This is a genomic window from Chryseobacterium fluminis, from assembly GCF_026314945.1.
Taxonomy (GTDB): domain Bacteria; phylum Bacteroidota; class Bacteroidia; order Flavobacteriales; family Weeksellaceae; genus Chryseobacterium; species Chryseobacterium fluminis.
The window spans coordinates 1,043,853-1,066,026 of sequence record NZ_CP111121.1 but is presented as its reverse complement, the minus strand read 5'-3'; the positions used below and the strand labels follow the sequence as shown (position 1 = coordinate 1,066,026).

Genomic DNA, 22,174 nt, shown 5'->3' with positions numbered 1-22,174 from the left:
TTAATAATAAAAAGGTAAAAAATTATGAAATTTTCAAAGGCTTTAATTGCGGGTATGGTCATAATGTTAGGGGCAAATGCTTCCGGTCAGAAGACTGCGGAAAAATTTGAAAAATTGCAGATCGACATGTTTCCTAAAGCCAAAGAAGGATATAAGCAGGTATACATTCAGCTGCCGGTTGCTAAAAATGAAGATCAGTTAAAAGTTGAATTCTTTGTAGGCGCAGAAAAAGAGCTGGATTGCAACAGGCATTTTATGATCGGAGAGATTAAAACTCAGGATTTACAGGGCTGGGGATATCCATATTATGACGTTGAATCCAAAGGCGAAGTCAAAGGTACCCTGATGGCATGTCCTGATAAAAAACTGACTAAACAATTCGTAACTCTCACTCCGGAAATTGTGAGATACAACAGTAAACTTCCTCTGGTGTTCTACGTCCCTAAAGGTATGGAAGTACGGTACCGAATCTGGCGGGCAGACTCAACCATGAATAGGGCAGTGCAGAAATAATTTAAGATTTATTAATAATAATGAAACTCCTCACATTTTTTGTGGGGAGTTTCTGATTCTTACAGCACAAAAGGTTCGTCAAAACTGATCTGCACAACGGCTATTTATTTTTTGTATTTTTCTTAGGCTGGTAATCCGGATGTCCTAACTGCCAGAAGGCGAATGCGAAAATGTCAGCTATATTTTAACATGTGTTTTTTTTAGCGTTATTTACTATCAAATTAAATCTCTTTGTCCTGCTCTTCAAAAATCATGATATCGTAATTGATCAATTTCGTATATATAGTTTCACAATGTGCTAATTATTACTTATTTATTTTTTCCTTTGTTCCTGTAACGATTTAATATAATACGAAGGTAAAGTTCCGGTGATCTTCTTAAAAGCATTTGCGAAAGATTCGGAAGTATTATATCCTATGTCATTAGCAATAGATAAAATAGTATGCTTTATTAATTTTTCATCATTCTTTAATTCTTGTACAATGTAGTTTATTCTAAGCTCATTCAAATATTGGGAAAAATTCTTCCCTTTCAATTCATTTACTGATTTTGATAAGTAGTATCTATTTGTTCCTAAATCTTTGGCAAGACTGTCTATTGTAATATTTTTGCGCAGAAATTTTTTAGCTTTTTCAAACTGTTCTAATTTTGTTTTAAGATCTAGCAGTTTATCATCAGATAATAAACCTTTAGATTTTTCTTCCGGAGAAACCTGCAGTTTTTCGCTTTTAGTTAGCGGAATAGATGCTGGTGCGGAAGATCTCGATTTTTTAATTAATAGATCTGCCTGCCTTTGGTATTCTTTAATTCTTTTTTTATGTATATATATTAAACAAAAAGTACCTAAAAGAACAGTCCCCAAAACACCATATAATATTAGATTTCTATTGCTCAGATCAGATATTATTTTTTCCTTATCCTCAAGTAAAATAGGAGTATCGTACTTTTTATAAATTTCTTTTGATAAGTATTGCTTGCTGTTATTGATAACACTATCGGCATAAAAAAGTTTATTGATGAATTTTAGTTGTTTTTCTGTATCACCATTTTTTTTATAATATTCAATTAAGATTTTATACTGGTCTCTTAATATGGGCACAAACTCATTAGATGTGAATGACAGTGAATCAGATTTCAAAAAATAGTGTATTGCTTCATTTTTTTTATTAAGTTCATCACTGATTTTTCCTAAATAATAATATAAAATTGATAAATTGGTGTAATTTTTATTTTTCAGAAGGTCTCTTTCTATTCCTGCAAGATGTATATATGCAATCGTATAATTTTTCAGATAGTACTCCGCAATACCTTCTGACATAATAAAATAAGCATATTGAGTATAATCATTATATTTTTTACACTCTGAAAGGCCTAGTTTATTATAACGTTTACTTTCCTGATAGTTTTTGTTTTTATTATAGGAATTGGATACAGAAAAAATTGATCCTATATAGCTTTTAATGTCTTTATTATGGGTTTGCATTTTCTTCTTCTCGTATTGATAATATTCTAAAAAGAGTGGAAGCGCTTCTTCATCCTCATCAGTAGCAGTCTTTAAAATTCCAACCAGTTTTTTTATATGGTAAAACTGATCTAAATTTTTATTTCTAGATAAACTTTGTGCTTTTATATATTGATTTAATGCTTCTCTATATTTAAATTCATTATTCAGTAATATTCCTTTGATGATATATGCTTTTGCAGGATATTCTTTTGTATTGGCTTTTTGTGTTATTTTTATTAAAGAGTCTGCATATGGATGCCCATTTTCAGAATTCAGTCCTTTTGCATGAGCTAATTTATAATATCCGTCATATATCATATCATTATTCTTTTCTATTTTTGCCTTACTAAGAATACTATTGGCGTATAACTCTGCCTTTTCATTATCTATTCTCAGAACTCTGTTGTAATGATTAATTAATTGTTCAAAATTTTTTTTTCTTAATGAGTCTGGTGTATGAAAGCCTTCCTTACTCTGTGAAAAGAATAAATTGAGAGTAAGAAAAAAAATAAATGAAAGAGATTTTTTTTGCATCGTGTGTTTACTGTCGTAAAAATACAAATTCCCATACTTATTTTCTAGTCATAAATTGATTTGAGTGTTTAAAAAGTTGATTTAGATGTGTTTATAGGGTTTTTTATTTGACGGATTTGATCAATTTCGTATAGTAGAAACGTTAAATTTGATCAATTCCGCTATACTTTTCTTGTATCAAAAATAAAGCTGCTGCATTTTTGTTTCGGGTAAAGACATAACCATATTTTTCTTTTTGTCTATGCACATTAAAAACAAACTGCTGATCAGCAAAACTCCCATGCCAGGGATTATATGGCAAAAGCATTTATTAAATTCAAAATTTTAACAACATGAAAAAGTCTATTGAAAATTTGAAATCAAAAAATCTTGGAGGTTTTACAAGAGCATTTGGTGCAAAAATTAAAGGAGGAGGAGAAAATACAACAACTCTTGCTGAATTAGTAATTACAGTTCATAGTAATGGTACAAAAAGTATCTCTACTATAGGAGAAGATCATTCTGATGGATGTGATGCCAACTGCTAATTCACTTTAATTGTTAATCAGGCACTTCTTCTGTCGAAGTGTCTGATTTTCATAAGTGTCTCAAAAATATTACATTTAGTTACCAAATAATCAATATTATGAAAAATAGATCTTATTTACTTAATGGATTTATAGCTTTATTGCTTGTTAGTTGTAGTTCTGATATTTTTGATCCTTTATCTCGATACAATCAATTTGATAAAACTAATAAATATCTGTTATATAGAAATGACAGTCTCGGAATTAAATCATCTACATTTTGGGATTTTCAATTTCCCGAAAGTAAGAAAGAAATTAAAAAAATAAGAAAAGGGAGAATACCTTTTAAAAATATTTTATTATATGCCAAAACAGACAGTCCAAGTTATGAATATTACATCCTGTTGAATAATGACATCTCAAAGTCAGAAAGTAAATATTTGGTTAAAGATACCATTATTGGTAAGAAAAAGATTTCGCTAGTTGCTACTAAAGAAATTCCCAGGTCTGATTGGAATTTCCTTACAAAGAACTTCCATTTTGATGGGCAAAATATTAACCATAAATGATTTTAATTATATCAAGAGATGGTGATACCACAACTGACTTGGTTGTTGATTGGTTGTTAAATATAGCAAACTGTATAATATTAAAAGAATAAAGTGGTTAACCTGTCCTTTTAAAATGACAGAAAACAAATTATTACAATTAGGAGAAGCGAAAAAGCTTGGGCTTAGTATTCCTAGGACATTTCTTATAAGTTCTCTAAAAGATTTAAAGAATTTAGATAATACTAAAGAATACATAACTAAGCCAATAACAAATTGTATCCACCCTATTATTAATGGAGAAAGTCGTCTGATGAAAACGTCTTTAGTGGATTTTGAGAAAGAAGGCTTTGAATTGCCTGATAGTTTTCCCACTTCCCTTATCCAAGAAAAGATTGAAAAATCATTTGAACTTAGAATATTTTATATTGATGGAGTATTTTATGTGACTAAAATCATTGAACCGAAAACTTCTGAAATTGATCATAGAGTAAATATTGCATTACAGATAGAGGGAATGAGATATGAAAATTATAAACTTCCGGTTTCAATAAAAACTAAGCTGAAAAAGCTCCTCAAAAAGTTTGAACTAAACTGTGCGTCAATAGATATGATTGTAAGTCTAAATGGAACATATTTTTTTCTGGAGATTAATCCTACAGGGCAGTTCACTTATCATTCCATTTTTACCAATACTTATCTTGAAAAAAAAATTGCAGATACACTCATAAGCTTTTACTATAAAAAATAAATTTCATTTGATCTACTTTTTACTGGATAAAAAAACAACAAAAACAATCCGTAGAATTAGTTTTAAGAAAAATAGGATCGCCTATTCTGAAAAGCATAATAATAGGATATATAAAACAAAGACCTATAATAAAGTGTTTACACCTTTTTTGAAAATTAATGATTATGAGTAAAAAGTTTTATCTACACAAAGACTGCTTTATAGTAAATGGTATTAAGTATATGATAATTTGCGATACTTTTAACGAAAAATATGTACATATTTTAAAAAATATGGCTGTTGATTGTACATCAAAAACAATAAATAAAAATACTGAAACAGTTGATTTGATATCCTTTTTAGAAAAAGAACATTATGGCTCATATAATAAATCCGAAAATGTCCTCGATAAAGATCTTATATGGTTTTCACCGAGAATAATAAACGAAGTTATTGTAGCCTGTAGCAAAAAATTAATTTCTAAAAAAATCATTTTATTAAATCTCATAGGCGACCTGAATAACCAGTACTTGCAATTGAGGTTTAATCCAGATTTTGCTGATTTGACCGAACTAGAAGGATTTTTGGAATTGTTTAATTCGTCAGCTGTTAGGACAATTGAACTTATGCTTTATTACAATAATTTTAATCAGGATCTCTTACAATCGATAGTAATAAAATATTCAAGAGTTCAGGTAGTGTTTTTATATAATGCCCCTGAAAATAATATATATACCGAAAAAGAAGGTCTGCTAACTTTCGTAAGAGTTAAGAATAACGTTATTAATGAGAAATTTTGTGGGCTCATTGAAGAGAATTATTTTAGTACTGATCTTAAGACGTTTTCTAAATCAAATTTATTTAATAGTTGCTTGAAAGAAAAACTTTATATTGATGAAAACTTGAACTTCCGCACTTGCCCTGCATTGCAGTATTCGTACGGAAACTTACTGGATGTAACAAAAAAAGAAGTTTTTGAACACCCTCTTTTTAACAGATACAGAAATATAACCAAAGACAAGATCGAAGTCTGCAAAGATTGCGAATTCAGATATATATGTACCGATTGCAGGGCCTACACCGAACGAACCCATATTAATGAAGGCCTGGATATTTCGAAACCTTTAAAATGCGGCTACGATCCTTACACCGGAGAATGGGAAGAATGGAGCACCAATCCTTTAAAACAAAAAGCAATAAAACATTATGAATTGGAAAATTTTATTTAAAATTACCGGTACACTGATACTACTTGTTTCCAGCCTGTCTAAGGCACAGAATTACAGGGTATATTACCGTATGAGCTATATAACAGATTCTTTGAAAAAAGAAACTAAACAAAAAAACATGATATTGTTGGTAAACAACCACAAATCAAAATTTTATTCTCAGGAACAGCTTGATAATGACTCTTTAGTGATTGAAAACAAGAAGAAAGGAATGAAAACCCAGATCAAGTATGATTATGATTTTATGGTTATAAAAGATACGGAGGCAAAAAAAGTGTTTAAATTTATTAGCTTACTAAGAGATTTTTATAAAACTTCAGAAAATACACCTGCCTTTAATTGGAAGATCAGTAATGAAACAAAAAAAATAGAAAATTATACCTGCCAAAAAGCTACTCTTAATCATGCCGGCCGTCTATGGGAAGCATGGTTTACACCCGATATTAGTTTACAGGATGGTCCGTCTATTTTTAACGGATTACCAGGTTTAATAGTTTACATGAAGGATTCTAAAAATAATTATGAATTCAGTTTTACAGGAATAAAAAAAGATGAAACTACAGATATTAATTATCTATCCTCAAAGCCTTTTGAGGTATCAGAAAAGCAACTCGATAAAGTTCTTTTAGACCATTATAATGATCCATATCGAGAAATGAAATCGGGCAATGTAAAAGTACGTTGGCAAGATGAAAATGGTAAAGAGTTCAAACCAGACTACAACGAGCTGACCAAAAATGAGCAAAAATATATAAGAGAAAATAATAACCCAATCGAATTATCTGAAGCGATACAATATCTTAAAAATTAAAAGTAACACACCGTTTTAAGAATTTTTTTAATATCCGCAGAGTTTAATTAAAATTTAATCATAAATCTGTATTTAATGAATTATAAAATACTAAAAAGTTTAATACTGATCTTCTTGTCCTGTAATTTTATACCCCAAACTTTAGACTCGATCATCAGCTTACTTATAAAGAAGATTCTTTAAGCCCTGAAGTTTCAAATAAGAAAATGGTACTCCTGGTTCAGGGAGGTAAGTCTAAATTTGTACTTGGAAGAATCTGCACTTTTTGGCGTTTTCCTTAAAACTAATCAAAAAAATTAAAGGCTTAAAAAGCTTCATAATAATGGAAAAGAAAAACACATCAATATCAAAAGCTTTTATACTTTTAATTTTAGCATTTCATTGTAGCTTTTTACAAGCGCAGAAATTTAGGTTTTACTATGAGCTAAAATTAATTCCAAATTCTTCTCAAAGTGACATAAAGAAAAGAGACATCTATATTCTTGATCATGATACAAAAACTAATGAATCATTATTTTACAGCAGCAATTATTTGAAGAATGATTCACTTAAAAAAAAAATCAGCTCATTAATGAAAGTTTCTAGTATGAATGTTAACATGAGTGATTTTAAAACCTCTTTTATCAAAGAAATTATAACCAAGAAAAACAATATATATAATATTCATTCTACAATTGATGGAGATTTTTATACTTATCAGCAGGAAATTAAAAACAATTGGAAGCTAGAAACTGAAAATGTAGAGGTATTAGAATATAACTGTAAATCTGCGGATATTTCATTTGGTGGAAGAAACTGGAAAGCATACTTTACAAATGATCTCCCTTTTAATATTGGGCCTTATAAATTCGGAGACCTTCCAGGGTTAATTACAAAGTTATATGATACAGATAAAAATTTTGAATTCAATTTGATTGGAGTAAGTAAAATTGAAGAGCTAACAAAATTCAATTTTTCAAAATATATAAAGATCAATGAAGATCAATATATTAAGCTATATGAATCATACTTGAAAGATCCCGTAAAAAGTATGAAGCAGGGAACAATTATTACTGGCGATGGAACAAAGTTCGTGATGACAGGAGGGTTTAGTAAATCCGAAATAGAAAATGAAAAAAAAGAGATTTACTCACGTTTATCCAAAGATAATAATTGTTTAGAAAAAGATTCTAGAAAATGTAAAATACAAAATAGTATTTTAAATTCAAAGTAAATTAATGGATCAATGGATGTGAAATTATCAAAATTATGGAATATCAACAGAGATAATATTACTCCATGTAATGTTTGTGAATTCAGGTATTGCTGCACAACGACATATCTACCGGAGAAAGATAAGACTGGATATAGGGTTAAATGCAACTATAATCCATACACCGCAGAGTTTAATTAAAATTTAATCATAAATCTGTATTTAATTATGAATTATAAAATACTAAAAAGTTTAATACTGATCTTTTTGTCCTGTAATTTTTATACCCAAAACTTTAGACTCGATTATCAGCTTACTTATAAAGAAGATTCTTTAAGCCCTGAAGTTTCAAATAAGAAAATGGTACTCCTGGTTCAGGGAGGTAAGTCTAAATTTCTTACAGAACAGCAATATATTAAAGATTCTCTTAAAAATGCAGGGTTTAATAATTCTGCTGTAGAAGATAATAGTTTCTTAGTTGTTAATGACAAAGAAAACCTAAGTTTTAAATATTATATTTTTATTAAGGATATATATAGAGTAAGAGATGTGGTAAAGTTTGATTGGGAATTAAAACCCGAAACAAAAAAGATTAATTCCTACTTATGTAGAAAAGCCATTTTAAAATACAAAGGCAGAACCTGGGAAACATGGTATACTCAGGAGGTGCCGATCCAGGCAGGACCGTATATATTCCGAAATTTACCCGGACTAATCATTGATATGGAAGATTCTACCGGCTCTTACAGATTTAGTCTTCTTTCCATAAAGAAGAGATTTGACACGCTGGACTTTGAGAATATGTATAAGGAAGCACTTACTGTCAAAGAAAAACAATTACAGAAAGTATATCTGGATTATTACAGTGATCCTCTGAGGGAAATGAAATCAGAAAATGCAAAAACAAAATTTATAGATGAAAAAGGAAAAGAAGTAAAGCCTGATTTTAGAGAGATAACAAAATCAATCCAATACCGTCTGAAAAAACATAATAACCCGATAGAGTTGTCGGAGGCTATAAAATATCCCGATTGATACAAATTAATTTCAGATGCTTATACCATAAAATATTCATCATAACTGATCTTCAAAGAAAAGAGCTTGATTAAAAAAGATTCCTGCAGGTTCCGGAAAGCAGTAAATATTGAGCATATCATGGGATGCAGAATTTTTTTTTCATAAAAACACAATCCAAATACCAGTTAAACGATTTCATTTAAAACCCCTTCAGTAAAGGCTTTCGGTTAAACCGAAGTTAAACGTTTTTTAAATTCACCATTTCGTGGCTTTTCTTCTCAGAGGGAAGGCTTTTTTGCATTATATTTGTTAGAAACATGGACCATGAAAAACAATGTATTGATTTTTACGTTTGGTTTTTTAGCATTTCCCGTCTTAGGTTGGGCTCAGGCCGCACCGGATTTCAGGGAACTTTTAGACAGTGCCATGGTTCGGGATTCCGAACTTAAAATGCAGATTACCCAAAACAGACTCACCGATATTGATGCCCACAAGCTAAAGGATATTTTTCTTCCTACCCTGGAAATCAGCGGACAGGCAGGATATCTCAACGGAACTGCGCGGCTGACGTCACCTGAGATCAATCTTACACCATTTATAAGAATTCCGGAAGGTTCTTTTAATAATAACTTAAATGTGTCCGGATTTTCGGGAATAGCAAAAGCAGATGCAAAAATGTTGCTGTACTCGGGAGGGAAAGTCAAATACCTGAAAAAAGCGGTCGAGGAAAAGAAAATGTCAGAAGATATTTTACTCGAAAAAACAAGAGATGAAGTCGTAGCTAATATTTCAAAAGCATATGATCAGCTGGCATTAATTCACCAGTCTAAAAAAGTGCTGGATGAAAGTAAAAAAAGGCTGGATGTTAACCGGAAGACCGCTGATAAAGCATTGGGATACGGGCTGATAACACCGTATGACCATAAGAAAATAGAACTGGCCCAGGCCACATTGGATGCCAAAGTGGTGGAATATGAAGGCAAAAAAGAACTACTTCTTACCCAGCTGTATATCCTGACGGGAATCCGTAAAGAACGGCTGAAAATGATAGAGCCGGTTTTACAGCCTGTAGAATTTTTATCCCCGGAAAAAGGAATTGAGCAGAGAGCAGAAATCCGCGCGCTGGAACACGGAATTGCAGCAGCAGACTACAAAATAAAAGCAGAAAGAACATGGATCATTCCAAAGGTCCAGCTCATGGCATCTGCCTATTACATCGGGCTGTACGACAGCAGAATTAAGACTTCCGAAAATATAATCCCGGCCGTTCCTGTCATCGGCTATGAAGGAGCCAGACTGGACTGGAGACCGAGAAACATCAATATCTTTCCTTTCATTACCGCCGGAGTAGGCTTTAAATGGGAAATTCTCGATGGAAAAGAAGGAAAGCATGCTGAAGAGACGGCAAAAATAGGTAAAGAAATCCTTCAGAATCAAAAAGAAGATGCAGTAAAGAAACTGACTCTGAATCTGGCCAATAATCAAACCGGTTACGATGTGGCAACTGCCCAGATCACTCTGAAGGCAAAGCAAAAAGAACTGGCTAAAAATGCTTTGGTTCAGGCAGAAAAAGAATTCAGATACGGCGTCAGTAAATCGTCCCAGCTGATCGACGCTGAAAATGATCTTGAAATTTCCGAGCTTGAATACCAAAATGCGGTTTTTAATCAGCGACGAGCTGGAATAGAGCTAATGAGATCCACTCAGGAACTGGAAATAGCCAAACTTTATCAACCCTAAAAATTAAAGTGATGCAAAAAAATATCTCCCTGTTATTGATACTTCTGTTCGTATTGGGAAGTTGCGATAAAAAAACTGAAAAGCTGAACGATTCTGAAGGCAAAACAAAAAAAGACGTTATTTCCTTTGCGCCTAAAATTACCGGAAGAATATTAAAAATATACGTTACAGAAGGACAGACCGTTAAAAAAGGGGATACCCTCGCTTTGCTGGATATTCCGGAAGTGTCTGCAAAAATAGCGCAGGCGCAGGGGGCGGTAAGTGCGGCAACAGCGCAGGAGCAAATGGCTAAAAACGGAGCGACGGCCGATCAGCTGAAACAGCTCCAGGCAAAATATAAGGGTCTGAAAGAGCAGTACAGCTATGCCCAGAAATCATTCCGGAGAGCTTCCAATATGTTTCGCGACAGCCTGATGTCTCCGCAGGCGTATGATGAGGTATATGCTAAAATGCAGGGTGCAAAAGCCCAGTATGATGCCGTGGTTGCCGAACTGGATGATGTGAAAAGAGGAACCCGATCTGAGAAAGTGGAAATGGCTGCCGGCCAGGCTTCACAGGCAAAAGGAGCATTACAGGAAGCGAATGTCGCTTACTCGGAAAGATATGTCATTGCCACCAACGATATGGAAATTGAAACCATTAGCCTCAATACCGGGGAGTTGGCCACCGCAGGATTTGCTTTGTTCAACGGGTATATTCCCGAAAGTACCTATTTCAGATTTACGGTTCCTGAAAGTCAGATTTCCAGATATAAAAAGGGACAGACCGTTAGCATGGAGATTCCTTACAACAAAGAAAATCTTGAAGGAACGGTTTTGTACATCAAACAGCTGACAAAGTATGCGGATATTACTACGGCATATCCGGATTACCAGCTGCAGGATGCGATTTATGAGATTAAAGTAAAGCCGAAAGAGATGAGTAAGGCAAAAGATATCCTGGTAAATTCAAACGTGATCCTAAAATAATATGAAAGAATTTTTCCGACTTTTAAAACGAGAATTCAGGCTGTTTACCGGCAATTCGACTTTAAGGACGGTGTTCTTTCTGGCGCCTGTTTTTTATGCCACTTTACTGGGGTTTGTCTACAAAAGCGGAAAAGTTGAAAATACACCGGTACTGGTGATCGACAGGGATAATACTCCTTTATCAAACCAGCTGACGGAAATGCTGGAAGATAATAAAAGCATAAAAGTCATTCCTTATCTGCAGGAACCTTTCAGTATAAAAGATGAGGTGATAAAGCATGAAGCCGCCGCCGTGGTGATCATTCCTTCCAAATTTGAAGCGGCCGTTCTTCAGAAAAAATACCCCGAACTTAATGTCTATGTCAATACAGGAAATGTGCTGACAGCCAATTTTGCCTCGAAAGCATTGCAGCTGACTATCGGGACATTTTCTGCCGGTGTATCCATTAAAGCGCTTCAAAAGGCAGGGATGCCGGCCACGAGAGCGGCTACCCAATATGAGCCCTTTAAAGCGAATTATATCACCCTGTTCAATACCACCGGAAATTACCTGATTTTTATGTGGCCCGCGATGCTGGCAGTCGTATTGCAACAGGTGATTCTGCTGGCGATGGCGGTAAGCTTTGCTGCCGAATTTCAGGGCGGAACATTCATCCGGGAGTATTTCAGAATGAAAAGAAGCGCATTTTTCACCATGCTGATTAAAGTGATTCCTGTCTGGGTATTTTCTGTTCTGATTGTGGGCTTTTATTATTTTATGCACATGATCTTTAAAGTCCCGATGCCGGAAGGCATACTCAACTTTATCTTATTAACCGCTGTTTTTGTGGGTTCCGTATCATTTTTAGGCGTTTTGATCAGCATTCTGATTCCTGATGCCTTAAAAGCTACCCAGATTCTGATGGTTATTGCCTCTCCTGCATTCATCATCAGCGGGTTTACCTGGCCCCTGAACGCCATGCCTGCCTTTGTACAGTGGATCGCCAATATCATTCCGCTGACCCCGTTTTTACAGGCTTTTAAAATTCTGCTCATTCAGAAAGGTTCTGTAGAGCTTACTTTTCCTTACTTAAAACATCTCACCGTTTTATTAATCGTATATGCTATTTTAGGATGGATAGCTTTAAAAATTAAAATGGGGCTGCTGTTTCGCTATGTAAAACCGGAAACAGAAACGGTTCCGGATCTATCGGAGTGATGAGTAGATTCCCTGAAACATCAGAAGATTATTTCCGCTAGTGTACTGATGGATCACCGACTTAATTCACTTTAAAACTTATTGTGATTAAGAGATAACTGTTTGCAGGGTAGTTGTTTAACTTCTTTGTAAAAAAGTGTGGAAAATAATCAGAAAAACTGATATATTTGTTTTTTTAACAAGTAAAAAACTATGGAGAACGTATTTGATGCAAAAGATGCTCAGAATTATATTGATAGAATAAATAAGCTGGTAGAGGACACCCATGGGTTGTGGGGAAAAATGACTGTTGACCAGATGTTGGCCCACTGTTGTATCACTTATGAAATGGTGTACGAACCTGAAAAACATAAAAAACCGGGTGCTATCGCCAAATTTATTCTGAAAAGTTTTGTGAAATCTAAAGTGGTGGGAGAAAAAGCGTACCCGCGTGATTCTCCTACGGCACCGCAGTTTCTGATCACAGGACGAAAAAGTTTTGACGATGAAAAGAAAAGGCTCATCGGGTTTATTCAGAAGACCCAGCAGCTGGGTGCTTCCGCGTTTGATGATAAAGAGTCTTTCTCTTTCGGAAAATTAAAATCCCACGAATGGAACAACATGTTTGCCAAACATCTTAATCATCATCTGGCACAATTCGGGGTCTAAATACAATACACATGAAAAAAATTTTATTATTCTTTACCCTTGTTTCCCAATTCATTTTTGCCCAGATGCCAGATGTTTCGAATGTCTGGCTGAATGACAGCAAACCTTATGCTGGAACAATCGGAAATGATAAACAGGAGCTTAAACTGAAGATCAGTACTTCTGAACAGGACAAAAAAAATGATCAGGAATATTTTGTTTCGGGCTATTCCTTAGTCGACAAAAATTATACAAAATTTGAAGGCAAACTTAAAATCACCAAATATAAAGATGCTAAGAAAAGAGGTAGTGTATACGGTGAGTATGAGTTGGCTGAAGAAAACAAAGGAAAACATTCCGGAATTTTCAAAGGCAGATTTATCTATACGTTCAAATGGAATAAAGCAACGGAGAAAGTAGAAGCCCAGAATATAGAATTGACCGGTGACTGGAAAAGTTATGATCAAACCCTTAATTTCAGAACACACCTGAAAAATCAATAAGTATGCTTGGGAAAATTTTAGCTGTGCCGGCGGGACTCCTCCTGGGTGTGCTGTGTATTTCTGTTATTGAAAAATCAGCGCATTATCTGTTTCCCCGACCTGCAGCAATGAATGCTGATGATATGGAAGCTTTGAAACATTATGTGGAAACAGCTCCGGTAATGGCTCTGCTTTTTGTTATCATAGGATACGCGGTCGGTGCTTTTACAGCAGGTTTTTCTTCCACAAAAATTGCCGGTGACGGAAAGAAAATATATGCAGTGATCTGCGGACTTATTTTTCTGTTTCAGGGAATTTATATGATGTATATCCTGCCTACTCCGATTTGGTTCTGGATCTCAGGAATCGCTGTCTGGGGCTTGGTTTTAGTAGGTTATAAATCAGCTTTAAATAAAAAAATAACATGAAATTAGGAGCATTTTCAATCAGTTTAAGTGTTAAAGATCTGAATAAATCAAAGGATTTCTATGAAAAACTAGGTTTCACCGAAATGGGCGGAAGCCCCGAACTCAATTATCTGATTATGAAAAATGAAGATCATATCATTGGTCTTTTTCAGGCTATGTTTGACGGAAATATGCTTACCTTCAATCCCGGCTGGGATCAGAATGCGCAGAATCTGGAATCTTTTGATGACGTCCGCGATATTCAGAAGCATTTAAAGAATGAAGGGGTAACATTAGATAAAGAAGCCGATGAAACCACTTCCGGCCCGGCACATATTTACCTCAAAGATCCTGATGGCAATATGATCCTTATCGATCAGCACAGATAATGTAAAAACGTTCAAAGATGAAAAAAAATTTAAAAAGGATTGTTATCGTTCTTGCTTCCATCCTGATATTCTGGATGGTTGCGGCAGCTCTGATTCCGGGTGACTGTAAGTATGAGAAATCAATCATCATTGACGCGCCCATCGATAAAGTATGGCAACATACCAATACACTGAAAGCGATGGACCGGTGGAGTCCCTGGAATGACCTGGATCCGGGTATGAAAAAAGACTGGACCGGAACACCGGGACAGCCCGGCGAAAAGGTATGCTGGAGCAGTACCAAAGAAGAAGCAGGACAAGGCTGTCAGGAAGTGAAAAAAGTAGATGCCGCCCATAAAAGAATCGATACGGATATCGTTTTTTTAACCCCTTATAAAAGTGAAGCACAGGCATACGTGATCTTAGTCTCTGAGGGAAACCGTACAAAAGCGACCTGGGGATTTACGTCTGTAATTCCTTATCCTTTTACCATCATGAAACTCATGATGAATATGGAAGAGGCGATCGGAAAAGATTATCAGGAAGGACTTACACGACTTAAAAATCTATCGGAAAATTAGATCCGGCTGTAACAATTAAATGATCAACTAAAATTATAACAACAAAAAGAAACACATTATGGCAACAGTAAACGTTTATTTAACATTCGACGGAAATTGTAAGGAAGCATTTGATTTTTATAAATCCGCATTCGGAAAAGAGTACCAATATATCGGAACTTTTGGCGAGATGCCTCCTGCAGAAGGCCAGGAAGCTAAAGAAGAAGACAAAGACAAAATTATGCATGTCTCTTTGCCTATTTCCCAAGAAACCACTTTAATGGGGAGTGATGCAGGCGGTGAATGGGGATCTCAGCTGAAAACCGGAAATAATTTCTCAGTTTCGATCAATGCCGAATCCAAAGATGAGGCAGACCGGTTGTTCAACGGACTTTCTGCCGGAGGACAGGTAACCATGCCAATGGCAGATACGTTCTGGGGTGCTTATTTCGGAATGTTTACCGATAAATTCGGTATCAACTGGATGGTCAACTATGATGATCCTGCAAAAATGCAGCAAGATTCTTAAAATCATATTGTATATCAAAATATAAAAACCGGCATCATCATGTGCCGGGTTTTATTTACAATACATATTGGCATTCCGGAAATTTTAAATCTCAAGAAAACAGCCAGGCAGGGAGCTGCATATACTCATATAAAAAATAAGCACAAATGAAATTTACGATTGAAAAAATTAAAGAAGAGCACCAAAAAGTAAAAAGTGGTGCTGATTTTCCCCACTATATTCAGACTATTAAAAATTGGGGAGTTGCTCATTATACAGTATATGTAAAAGACGGCAGTACAGAATATTTTGATGCGGCAGATGCATCATTGATGGCCGGAGCCAAATATGAGCGCCTGATAGTGTCAACGGTTGTCAATCTTAGCAGATTTACCTCACGACTGCAGCTTCATCAGAAAGGCGGAACCGATTATATGACTTTTTGTAATGACTGTGCCGAGAGCGGAGTAGAAGGCTGGACAGTAGATCTGAATGAGATGACCTGCTCTTATTTTGACCGTTCTGGCCATGTGATGCTGACAGAAAAAATACCTTCTCTCTAAAAAAAACACCTTTTACAGACCTGATAAGAATTATTTTTATACCATCTTTTTTTTACCTATTATTGGTCTAGGAATCACTGTCCAGATAATGATGGGTGATAATTAAAATAAATGTCTTTTAGAAGTTCATTTAAAATGATAATTTAAAAATAAAGAATATATGAAGGTTTTAAAGTTTCTGGCCATGGTTGCTTTCAGTTTGGGAACGACATTGTCATTTGCACAGCAAAGTGATTTGGGCGCATGGTATATGTATTTTGGAAATAATAAAATCAGTAAAAAATTAAATTTCCATAACGAAATTCAGTACCGTAATTTCAATGCTGCCGGAGACCTGGAACAACTTCTGATTCGTACCGGTATCGGTTATGATCTCACGGAAAATAATAACAATATATTGCTGGGGTATGGTTTTATCTTAAGTCAGCCATACGTTGACGGTGAAAAAACCCAGAATACGGAACACAGGATTTTTCAGCAGTTTATTACAAAACAGAAGTTCGGACGTTTTAATCTTCAGCACCGATACCGTCTGGAGGAACGTTTTTTACAGGATGATTTCAGAATGAGGTTCCGTTATTATCTGGGACTCCATATTCCTGTTACCAATAAAGAACTGCTCCCGAAAACACTGTATGTTTCGGCGTACAATGAGATTTTCCTGAATTTCGACAGTCCGACCTTCGACAGAGCCCGGGTGTATGGTGCTTTAGGATATGTCATCAATAAAAATATGAGGATCGAAGCGGGTTATATGAATCAGATTCAGGAGAATAAAAACAGAGGACAGATACAGATCGGATTTTATAATACGATACCATTCACGAAAGATTAATAAAACCTTCATGAGAAACTATTAGATACAGAGTCATAATGTTAAGGATAAAAAAGGAACCTTTCTAAAACAGCGTCAATAAATTAATATTAAAAACACAAATACATATGCACTCAGGAAAAAGATTCGGTGCCCGCGAATTTGCAGTCTGGACCAGGAGAAGTATCTTGTCTCTTACGGCATTGGCATGCATTCCGACGATATTATATTTTTTTGGATATACCTTTCTGTCATTTCCCTGGCAGCCCATTGCTATCATGGGAACAGCAGTAGCGTTTATCGTAGGTTTTAAAAACAATGCAAGCTACAGCCGCCTCTGGGAAGCACGCCAGATTTACGGAGCCATCATCAATGACAGCAGGAGTTTCGGATACATCCTCAGGGACGCTCTTTCTGCAAAGAATCCGGACGCGGTAAAGGTAATGTTTCTGCGTCATTATGCATGGCTCACGGCACTCAGGTTTCAGCTCCGCGAACCCCGTGCCTGGGAAAATATGCAGACGGCACAGTTTGGTGAATATGCAAAAAAGTATGATATCCCCGAAAGACTTTCAACATTGGATGAGGAACTGAAAAGATACCTTTCAGAAACGGAGCTTCATTATGTTTTAGGTAAAAAAAACCGGGCCACCCAATTGATGGCCGCACAGAGTAAAGCATTATCCCGCGCTTATGCAGAGGGAGAAATAAATGATTTTCAATGGACTCAGATCAATCAGCAGCTGATCAGATTCACGGATGATCAGGGAAAAGCGGAGCGTATCAAAAACTTTCCTTATCCGAGGAACTTTTCTTCCATTACCACGTATCTTCTGCTGTTATTTATCGTTTTTGTCCCCTTTGGACTGTTGAAAGAGTTTGATCAATTAGGGGACGGAACCTTCGTTGAAGGCTTCACGCTATGGTTCAATATCCCGTTTTCTCTTTTGGTCACGTGGTGTTTTCATACCCTGGACAGTGTCGGTGAAGCGTCGGTAAATCCATTTGAAGGAAGCCCGAATGATGTCCCGATTACCCAGATCAGCAGAACCATTGAGATCGATATGAGGGATATGCTGGATGAAAGTAATCTTCCGCCTGCTATCGTCCCGAAAAACAATATTGTTCTTTAACATTGATCCTAAATGACTGTCCTGCCGATGATTATTTAAATTAAAAAGTATGCTGAATGGTCAATACAGGTGAAACAGTCAACTTTTTAAATCAATGGAAAGATGCTTTTCGGAAGTAAAAAATAAAATTAACTTTAAATAAAATTGATATGATCCATACCTATGTTATAATATCTATCGCGGTGTTATTGTCTGTGATGATATTGGTGATGATCGGTCAGAAGCTGAAAGTGGCTTACCCTATTTTTCTTGTTATTGCAGGATTATTAATCAGCCTGGTCCCGGGAATGCCCCACATTGAAATAGAACCTGATCTTGTTTTTCTGATTTTCCTTCCGCCCATCCTTTTTGAGGCGGCCTGGTTTACATCCTGGCAGGATTTTCACAAATGGAGAAAGCAGATCTTCTCAATGGCTTTCGGATTGGTGTTCCTTACTTCGATAGTGGTCGCTTATCTTTCTTCATCCCTCATTCCGGGGCTCACTGTGGCCATGGGATTTCTTTTGGGAGGTGTTAATTCTCCACCAGATGCCGTAGCAGCAACTTCGGTATTAAGGAATATGAAGATTCCGAAGAAAATAACAAGTATTCTGGAAGGAGAAAGCCTCATCAATGATGCATCGAGTTTAATTGTCTTTAAATTTGCCCTGGCCGCTGTGATTTCAGGACAGTTTATATTCAGGGAAGCCGTTCAGGACTTCTTTATGATGGCAATCGGAGGAATAGCAGTAGGCGTGGGAGCAGGATTTCTCTTTGGCGCTTTACTGAGAAAAATCCCTACAAATTCAAATATCGATACCATTATCACCCTCATTGTTCCCTACATCATGTATGTCGGGGCAGAACATTTCCATTTCTCGGGCGTATTAGCGGTAGTTGCAGGAGGTCTGCTGATGTCATACAATTCCCATTGTTACCTGAGTCACACGTCAAGAATTCAGTCCGGGAATGTATGGAGCGTTCTTATTTTCCTGATGAATACTATTATTTTTATCCTTATCGGGCTGGAATTGCCTGTTGTCGTAGCGGCCATGAAAGACTATACCATTTCAGAAGGTATTTTTTACAGCATTGTTATTGGCGGAGCCATTATCTTCACCAGGATTCTGTACAGTTATGCCTTAATGTATTTCCCGAGAATATGTTCCCGAGAACTACGGCTCAAAGTCCCTAAACCGGATTGGCGGGAACCGTTTATCATAAGCTTTGCGGCCATGCGCGGCGTGGTTTCCCTGGCGGCGGCCTTATCGATACCTGCATTTCTGCCCAACGGAGAGGCGTTTCCGCACCGTAATATTATTTTATTCGTAACCTTTGTGATTATTTTGATCACCCTCGTGGGACAGGGGCTGCTCCTGGCACCCATCCTTAAAATATTAAAAATAAAGGATGCAGGAAGTGAGTTGCCTGAAGAAAAACAGGAGGTTATTTTAATGAGAAAACTAAAAGAAACAGCCCTTCAGAAGTTAGACAATGACTTTTCAGACCTTGCAGAGAAAAACAGCCTGGTAAAACACCAGAAGCATAAGCTGGAAAACGAAATGATGATGATGGCAGATAAGGCGCAGTGTATGGCTTCCACAGGTGATTATGTTTCTGCGATGAATGAAAATAAAGACGTCCTAAGACAGGTAATTCAGGCACAGAGAAATGAACTTCACCGTTTAAAACGTGAGAAAGTATTTGATGATCATGTGATGAGAACCATAGAAATGCAGCTGGATTTTGACGAGGCTAAAATTACAGGATTTTCACACAGCTGATTTCGCCTAAGCTTGTAACAGTTATTTATAACCTTAAAAAAAAAATAATTTTAAAGAATCTTCAATGTGTTGATGTTCATCAACAGTGAGAAGGATTGACAATAAAAAGCACTGTCTGCCGGGAAATAAAATTGCAGGATCGCAAATTGTGAAATCAAAGAGGCAGGATAACGATGCTTATAGGTTACCATTCGGTTAATCTGTAGATGGAAATTAGAAAATAGGAATAAATTTTGCTATTTTTGGGGAAATATTTCAGAAATTCAATGAAAAAAAATATTATAGCAGGTTTTGCTGCCCTCATACTGTTAGCGTCTTGTAATAAGGATGAAAAAATCCTGAATACACTGAATGAATTTAACAGTTCAATGGAAACGAAAGGATATCATTTTGGGGATAAACTGAATATCCCTAAAGATGTTACAGACAATGCAGAAAGTATTTCAATAAGCTTTGGAGATAAAGAAACGTCAGATTTAACCATTGATCCGAGATTTTTCACCCTGGGAGACAATGCTGTGACTTTCAATATCAGAACAAAAGGAGGAGAAACCCTGAATCAGGATGCTACCATCAACGTTTTTGCGAAAAATCCTGAACAGAAAATCAATTATGAAATCGTTGCCGAATATCCTCATGATCCAAAGAACTTTGTCCAGGGGTTTCAGATCGAAGGAAATACCATTTATGAAAGTGACGGACAGAACGGTTCTTCCCAGATCTTAAAATATACCCTGGGAACGACGACTCCTCTGGCTTCAACAAAACAGGCACAGGAGGATTTTTCTGAAGGAAGTACTATAGTCGGTGATAAAGTATATCAGTTGACCTGGCAGAGCAAAAAAGGATACATCTACGATAAAACTTCATTAAAGCTTTTATCTGAATTTGCTTATCCTAATGTACTGGGAGAAGGCTGGGGTTTAACATATGACGGAAAAAACCTTATTGCATCGGACGGAAGTAAACTGCTGTACTTTCTGGATGTAAACAACCCTTCAAAATTAATTAAATATATTGCAGTCGCAGGAAGTAACCAGGCTTATGATCAGTTAAACGAGCTGGAATATTACAATGGGTTTATTTATGCCAATGTATGGCAGAAACCGGTTGTCCTGAAAATCAACCCTGCCACAGGAGAGGTAGTGGGGACTTTTGATTTTACAGATATTGCAAAACAAAATACCAAAGGAAGTGATGACGTCCTGAACGGAATTGCTTTTAAAGGTGACAATATGCTGGTCACAGGTAAAAACTGGTCTAAGATTTATGAAGTAGCCATTAAATAATAAGACTTATTTTAAAGGTTAAATTAAAATAACGATAGCGTTCCGGAGGGGCGCTATTTTTTGATGGAACGGAATAAATTTTAGTATTTTTGAAAATTATTTAAATCAATGAGAAAAAATATAATCTCAGGTTTGATGGCGGTGGTATTACTGATCTCCTGTAATAACGATAAAAAACTGCTTGATACCCTGAACAACTACAATATTTCCATGGAAGATAAGGGATACCACTTAGGAGATCCGCTTAACCTTCCGAAAGAAGTTACCGACAACGCAGAAAGTATCTCTATCAGTTTTGGAGATAAGGAAACATCAGGCTTAACGGTTGATCCTAAGTTTTTTGCCCTGGGAGACAATGAAGTTACTTTTATCATTAAAACCAACAGCGGAGAAACCCTGCATCAGGATGCCACTATTAATGTTTTTGCAAAAAATCCCGAGAAACAGATGGCATATGATGTGCTTGCAGAATATCCGCACGACTCCGATAATTTCGTAGAAGGATTCCTGATGGAAGGCAATATGGTGTATGAAAGCGATGGTCTGGACGGCGCTTCTCAATTGATAAAATATACGCTGGGAAGTACTACGCCCATAATGACAGAGAAGCAGCCTGCCGAAATATTTTCTGAAGGATGTGCGATTGCAGGCGATAAAATCTACCAACTGACCTACAGAAGCAAAATTGGTTTTATTTACGATAAAAATTCATTAAAAAAAATAGCTCAGTTTCCTTTGCCCAATGCAATGGGTGAAGGCTGGGGCTTAACCTGTGACGGTAAAAACCTGGTTGCCACCGATGGCTCAAACCATCTTTATTATCTGGATGTAAACGACCCTTCAAAAGTGATCAGAACAGTTTCCGTAGCCGGAAATACAGAGACCTACAGCCAGCTGAATGAACTGGAATATCACAACGGCTTTATCTACTCCAATGTCTGGCATCAGCCGGTTATTCTTAAAATTAAACCGGAAACCGGTGAGGTAGTGGGCAAATTCGATTTTGCAAAAATTACCGCTGACAACGATCAGGGAGATCCGGAACATGTCCTGAACGGAATTGCTTTTAAAGGAGAGGATATGTTGATTACAGGAAAAAAATGGCCGAAAATATACGAGGTCGCAATAAAATAATGATCATCTAAAAAAGGAGATCGTATTTCAATAAAA

25 protein-coding genes are annotated in these 22,174 nt (G+C 36.0%); 23 read left to right on the top strand and 2 right to left on the bottom strand.

All coding sequences use genetic code 11. The annotated features are described in order from the left end of the window. Positions 1-24: 24 nt before the first annotated feature. Complete coding sequence (gene eco / locus ODZ84_RS04880) at positions 25-513, top strand: serine protease inhibitor ecotin (protein ID WP_266175877.1); 489 nt, start codon at positions 25-27, stop codon at positions 511-513. A gap of 313 nt (positions 514-826) precedes the next feature. Here the strand turns inward: eco and ODZ84_RS04875 are convergent, their stop codons facing one another. Both ODZ84_RS04875 and ODZ84_RS04870 read right to left on the bottom strand, forming a co-directional pair. Next, positions 827-2,551 carry a helix-turn-helix domain-containing protein gene (locus ODZ84_RS04875; protein WP_266175876.1) on the bottom strand — a complete coding sequence of 575 codons (1,725 nt, stop codon included), beginning with the start codon at positions 2,549-2,551 and terminating at the stop codon, positions 827-829. A 142-nt stretch (positions 2,552-2,693) separates the two neighbouring features. After that, entirely contained in the window at positions 2,694-2,858 is a 165-nt protein-coding gene (locus tag ODZ84_RS04870; RefSeq protein WP_266175875.1) for a hypothetical protein, read from the bottom strand. Between the two features lie 25 nt (positions 2,859-2,883). Here ODZ84_RS04870 and ODZ84_RS04865 point away from each other — a divergent pair, with 25 nt between their 5' ends. From ODZ84_RS04865 to ODZ84_RS04760, 22 genes are all read left to right on the top strand, one after another. After that, positions 2,884-3,078: a hypothetical protein gene (locus ODZ84_RS04865; protein ID WP_266175874.1), complete on the top strand. Its 195-nt coding sequence runs from the start codon at positions 2,884-2,886 to the stop codon at positions 3,076-3,078. 98 nt (positions 3,079-3,176) lie between these two features. Next, on the top strand, positions 3,177-3,626 hold the full coding sequence (locus ODZ84_RS04860; RefSeq protein ID WP_266175873.1) for a hypothetical protein: 450 nt from the start codon (positions 3,177-3,179) through the stop codon (positions 3,624-3,626). Between the two features lie 115 nt (positions 3,627-3,741). Next, positions 3,742-4,356: an ATP-grasp domain-containing protein gene (locus ODZ84_RS04855; protein ID WP_266175872.1), complete on the top strand. Its 615-nt coding sequence runs from the start codon at positions 3,742-3,744 to the stop codon at positions 4,354-4,356. Between the two features lie 164 nt (positions 4,357-4,520). After that, on the top strand, positions 4,521-5,564 hold the full coding sequence (gwsS, locus tag ODZ84_RS04850; RefSeq protein WP_266175871.1) for a grasp-with-spasm system SPASM domain peptide maturase: 1,044 nt from the start codon (positions 4,521-4,523) through the stop codon (positions 5,562-5,564). Then, on the top strand, positions 5,542-6,375 hold the full coding sequence (locus ODZ84_RS04845) for a GLPGLI family protein (protein WP_266175870.1): 834 nt from the start codon (positions 5,542-5,544) through the stop codon (positions 6,373-6,375). Before gwsS ends, ODZ84_RS04845 begins: the two co-directional genes overlap by 23 nt. A 322-nt stretch (positions 6,376-6,697) precedes the next feature. Continuing rightward, positions 6,698-7,588 carry a GLPGLI family protein gene (locus tag ODZ84_RS04840; protein ID WP_266175869.1) on the top strand — a complete coding sequence of 297 codons (891 nt, stop codon included), beginning with the start codon at positions 6,698-6,700 and terminating at the stop codon, positions 7,586-7,588. 207 nt (positions 7,589-7,795) lie between these two features. After that, positions 7,796-8,602 carry a GLPGLI family protein gene (locus ODZ84_RS04835; protein ID WP_266175868.1) on the top strand — a complete coding sequence of 269 codons (807 nt, stop codon included), beginning with the start codon at positions 7,796-7,798 and terminating at the stop codon, positions 8,600-8,602. A 306-nt stretch (positions 8,603-8,908) separates the two neighbouring features. Beyond that, positions 8,909-10,324, top strand: coding sequence for a TolC family protein (locus tag ODZ84_RS04830; RefSeq protein WP_266175867.1), 1,416 nt, complete (start codon positions 8,909-8,911; stop codon positions 10,322-10,324). Positions 10,325-10,335: 11 nt separating this feature from the next. After that, positions 10,336-11,292, top strand: coding sequence for an HlyD family secretion protein (locus ODZ84_RS04825; RefSeq protein ID WP_266175866.1), 957 nt, complete (start codon positions 10,336-10,338; stop codon positions 11,290-11,292). Position 11,293: 1 nt separating this feature from the next. Further along, positions 11,294-12,490, top strand: a complete 1,197-nt coding sequence (locus ODZ84_RS04820) for an ABC transporter permease (protein ID WP_266175865.1) — start codon at positions 11,294-11,296, stop codon at positions 12,488-12,490. Positions 12,491-12,682: 192 nt separating this feature from the next. Continuing rightward, complete coding sequence (locus tag ODZ84_RS04815; protein WP_266175864.1) at positions 12,683-13,138, top strand: DUF1569 domain-containing protein; 456 nt, start codon at positions 12,683-12,685, stop codon at positions 13,136-13,138. A gap of 11 nt (positions 13,139-13,149) precedes the next feature. Further along, positions 13,150-13,620: a hypothetical protein gene (locus ODZ84_RS04810; RefSeq protein ID WP_266175863.1), complete on the top strand. Its 471-nt coding sequence runs from the start codon at positions 13,150-13,152 to the stop codon at positions 13,618-13,620. 2 nt (positions 13,621-13,622) lie between these two features. Next, positions 13,623-14,027 (top strand): hypothetical protein, encoded by a 405-nt coding sequence (locus ODZ84_RS04805; RefSeq protein ID WP_266175862.1) that lies wholly within the window; start codon positions 13,623-13,625, stop codon positions 14,025-14,027. Then, positions 14,024-14,395, top strand: coding sequence for a VOC family protein (locus ODZ84_RS04800; RefSeq protein ID WP_266175861.1), 372 nt, complete (start codon positions 14,024-14,026; stop codon positions 14,393-14,395). The genes ODZ84_RS04805 and ODZ84_RS04800 overlap by 4 nt, the downstream gene beginning before the upstream one ends. A 17-nt stretch (positions 14,396-14,412) precedes the next feature. Beyond that, the gene (locus ODZ84_RS04795; RefSeq protein ID WP_266175860.1) at positions 14,413-14,955 is read left to right on the top strand and encodes an SRPBCC family protein; all 543 of its coding nucleotides are present in this window, start codon (positions 14,413-14,415) and stop codon (positions 14,953-14,955) included. A 58-nt stretch (positions 14,956-15,013) separates the two neighbouring features. Beyond that, positions 15,014-15,463: a VOC family protein gene (locus tag ODZ84_RS04790; protein ID WP_266175859.1), complete on the top strand. Its 450-nt coding sequence runs from the start codon at positions 15,014-15,016 to the stop codon at positions 15,461-15,463. 146 nt (positions 15,464-15,609) lie between these two features. Next, entirely contained in the window at positions 15,610-16,005 is a 396-nt protein-coding gene (locus ODZ84_RS04785; protein ID WP_266175858.1) for a DUF1398 domain-containing protein, read from the top strand. A 160-nt stretch (positions 16,006-16,165) separates the two neighbouring features. Beyond that, the gene (locus tag ODZ84_RS04780; RefSeq protein WP_266175857.1) at positions 16,166-16,840 is read left to right on the top strand and encodes a DUF2490 domain-containing protein; all 675 of its coding nucleotides are present in this window, start codon (positions 16,166-16,168) and stop codon (positions 16,838-16,840) included. Positions 16,841-16,947: 107 nt separating this feature from the next. Continuing rightward, the gene (locus ODZ84_RS04775) at positions 16,948-17,952 is read left to right on the top strand and encodes a bestrophin family protein (RefSeq protein ID WP_266175856.1); all 1,005 of its coding nucleotides are present in this window, start codon (positions 16,948-16,950) and stop codon (positions 17,950-17,952) included. Positions 17,953-18,101: 149 nt separating this feature from the next. Then, entirely contained in the window at positions 18,102-19,715 is a 1,614-nt protein-coding gene (locus ODZ84_RS04770; RefSeq protein WP_266175855.1) for a Na+/H+ antiporter, read from the top strand. A gap of 266 nt (positions 19,716-19,981) precedes the next feature. Continuing rightward, positions 19,982-21,004 (top strand): glutaminyl-peptide cyclotransferase, encoded by a 1,023-nt coding sequence (locus ODZ84_RS04765; RefSeq protein WP_266175854.1) that lies wholly within the window; start codon positions 19,982-19,984, stop codon positions 21,002-21,004. A gap of 108 nt (positions 21,005-21,112) precedes the next feature. After that, positions 21,113-22,138 carry a glutaminyl-peptide cyclotransferase gene (locus tag ODZ84_RS04760; protein WP_266175853.1) on the top strand — a complete coding sequence of 342 codons (1,026 nt, stop codon included), beginning with the start codon at positions 21,113-21,115 and terminating at the stop codon, positions 22,136-22,138. Positions 22,139-22,174: the final 36 nt, after the last annotated feature.

What these genes read in the sequence shown, in the direction of transcription:
- ODZ84_RS04815 (WP_266175864.1), top strand. Translation starts at nt 12,683, where the DNA reads ATGGAGAACGTATTTGATGCAAAAGATGCTCAGAATTATATTGATAGA.
- ODZ84_RS04780 (WP_266175857.1), top strand. Translation starts at nt 16,166, where the DNA reads ATGAAGGTTTTAAAGTTTCTGGCCATGGTTGCTTTCAGTTTGGGAACG.
- ODZ84_RS04870 (WP_266175875.1), bottom strand. Translation starts at nt 2,858, where the DNA reads ATGCTTTTGCCATATAATCCCTGGCATGGGAGTTTTGCTGATCAGCAG.
- ODZ84_RS04820 (WP_266175865.1), top strand. Translation starts at nt 11,294, where the DNA reads ATGAAAGAATTTTTCCGACTTTTAAAACGAGAATTCAGGCTGTTTACC.
- ODZ84_RS04865 (WP_266175874.1), top strand. Translation starts at nt 2,884, where the DNA reads ATGAAAAAGTCTATTGAAAATTTGAAATCAAAAAATCTTGGAGGTTTT.
- ODZ84_RS04765 (WP_266175854.1), top strand. Translation starts at nt 19,982, where the DNA reads ATGAAAAAAAATATTATAGCAGGTTTTGCTGCCCTCATACTGTTAGCG.
- ODZ84_RS04805 (WP_266175862.1), top strand. Translation starts at nt 13,623, where the DNA reads ATGCTTGGGAAAATTTTAGCTGTGCCGGCGGGACTCCTCCTGGGTGTG.
- ODZ84_RS04860 (WP_266175873.1), top strand. Translation starts at nt 3,177, where the DNA reads ATGAAAAATAGATCTTATTTACTTAATGGATTTATAGCTTTATTGCTT.
- ODZ84_RS04760 (WP_266175853.1), top strand. Translation starts at nt 21,113, where the DNA reads ATGAGAAAAAATATAATCTCAGGTTTGATGGCGGTGGTATTACTGATC.
- ODZ84_RS04845 (WP_266175870.1), top strand. Translation starts at nt 5,542, where the DNA reads ATGAATTGGAAAATTTTATTTAAAATTACCGGTACACTGATACTACTT.
- eco (WP_266175877.1), top strand. Translation starts at nt 25, where the DNA reads ATGAAATTTTCAAAGGCTTTAATTGCGGGTATGGTCATAATGTTAGGG.
- ODZ84_RS04875 (WP_266175876.1), bottom strand. Translation starts at nt 2,551, where the DNA reads ATGCAAAAAAAATCTCTTTCATTTATTTTTTTTCTTACTCTCAATTTA.
- ODZ84_RS04835 (WP_266175868.1), top strand. Translation starts at nt 7,796, where the DNA reads ATGAATTATAAAATACTAAAAAGTTTAATACTGATCTTTTTGTCCTGT.
- ODZ84_RS04790 (WP_266175859.1), top strand. Translation starts at nt 15,014, where the DNA reads ATGGCAACAGTAAACGTTTATTTAACATTCGACGGAAATTGTAAGGAA.
- ODZ84_RS04855 (WP_266175872.1), top strand. Translation starts at nt 3,742, where the DNA reads ATGACAGAAAACAAATTATTACAATTAGGAGAAGCGAAAAAGCTTGGG.
- ODZ84_RS04840 (WP_266175869.1), top strand. Translation starts at nt 6,698, where the DNA reads ATGGAAAAGAAAAACACATCAATATCAAAAGCTTTTATACTTTTAATT.
- ODZ84_RS04785 (WP_266175858.1), top strand. Translation starts at nt 15,610, where the DNA reads ATGAAATTTACGATTGAAAAAATTAAAGAAGAGCACCAAAAAGTAAAA.
- ODZ84_RS04770 (WP_266175855.1), top strand. Translation starts at nt 18,102, where the DNA reads ATGATCCATACCTATGTTATAATATCTATCGCGGTGTTATTGTCTGTG.
- ODZ84_RS04795 (WP_266175860.1), top strand. Translation starts at nt 14,413, where the DNA reads ATGAAAAAAAATTTAAAAAGGATTGTTATCGTTCTTGCTTCCATCCTG.
- ODZ84_RS04800 (WP_266175861.1), top strand. Translation starts at nt 14,024, where the DNA reads ATGAAATTAGGAGCATTTTCAATCAGTTTAAGTGTTAAAGATCTGAAT.
- gwsS (WP_266175871.1), top strand. Translation starts at nt 4,521, where the DNA reads ATGAGTAAAAAGTTTTATCTACACAAAGACTGCTTTATAGTAAATGGT.
- ODZ84_RS04825 (WP_266175866.1), top strand. Translation starts at nt 10,336, where the DNA reads ATGCAAAAAAATATCTCCCTGTTATTGATACTTCTGTTCGTATTGGGA.
- ODZ84_RS04775 (WP_266175856.1), top strand. Translation starts at nt 16,948, where the DNA reads ATGCACTCAGGAAAAAGATTCGGTGCCCGCGAATTTGCAGTCTGGACC.
- ODZ84_RS04830 (WP_266175867.1), top strand. Translation starts at nt 8,909, where the DNA reads ATGAAAAACAATGTATTGATTTTTACGTTTGGTTTTTTAGCATTTCCC.
- ODZ84_RS04810 (WP_266175863.1), top strand. Translation starts at nt 13,150, where the DNA reads ATGAAAAAAATTTTATTATTCTTTACCCTTGTTTCCCAATTCATTTTT.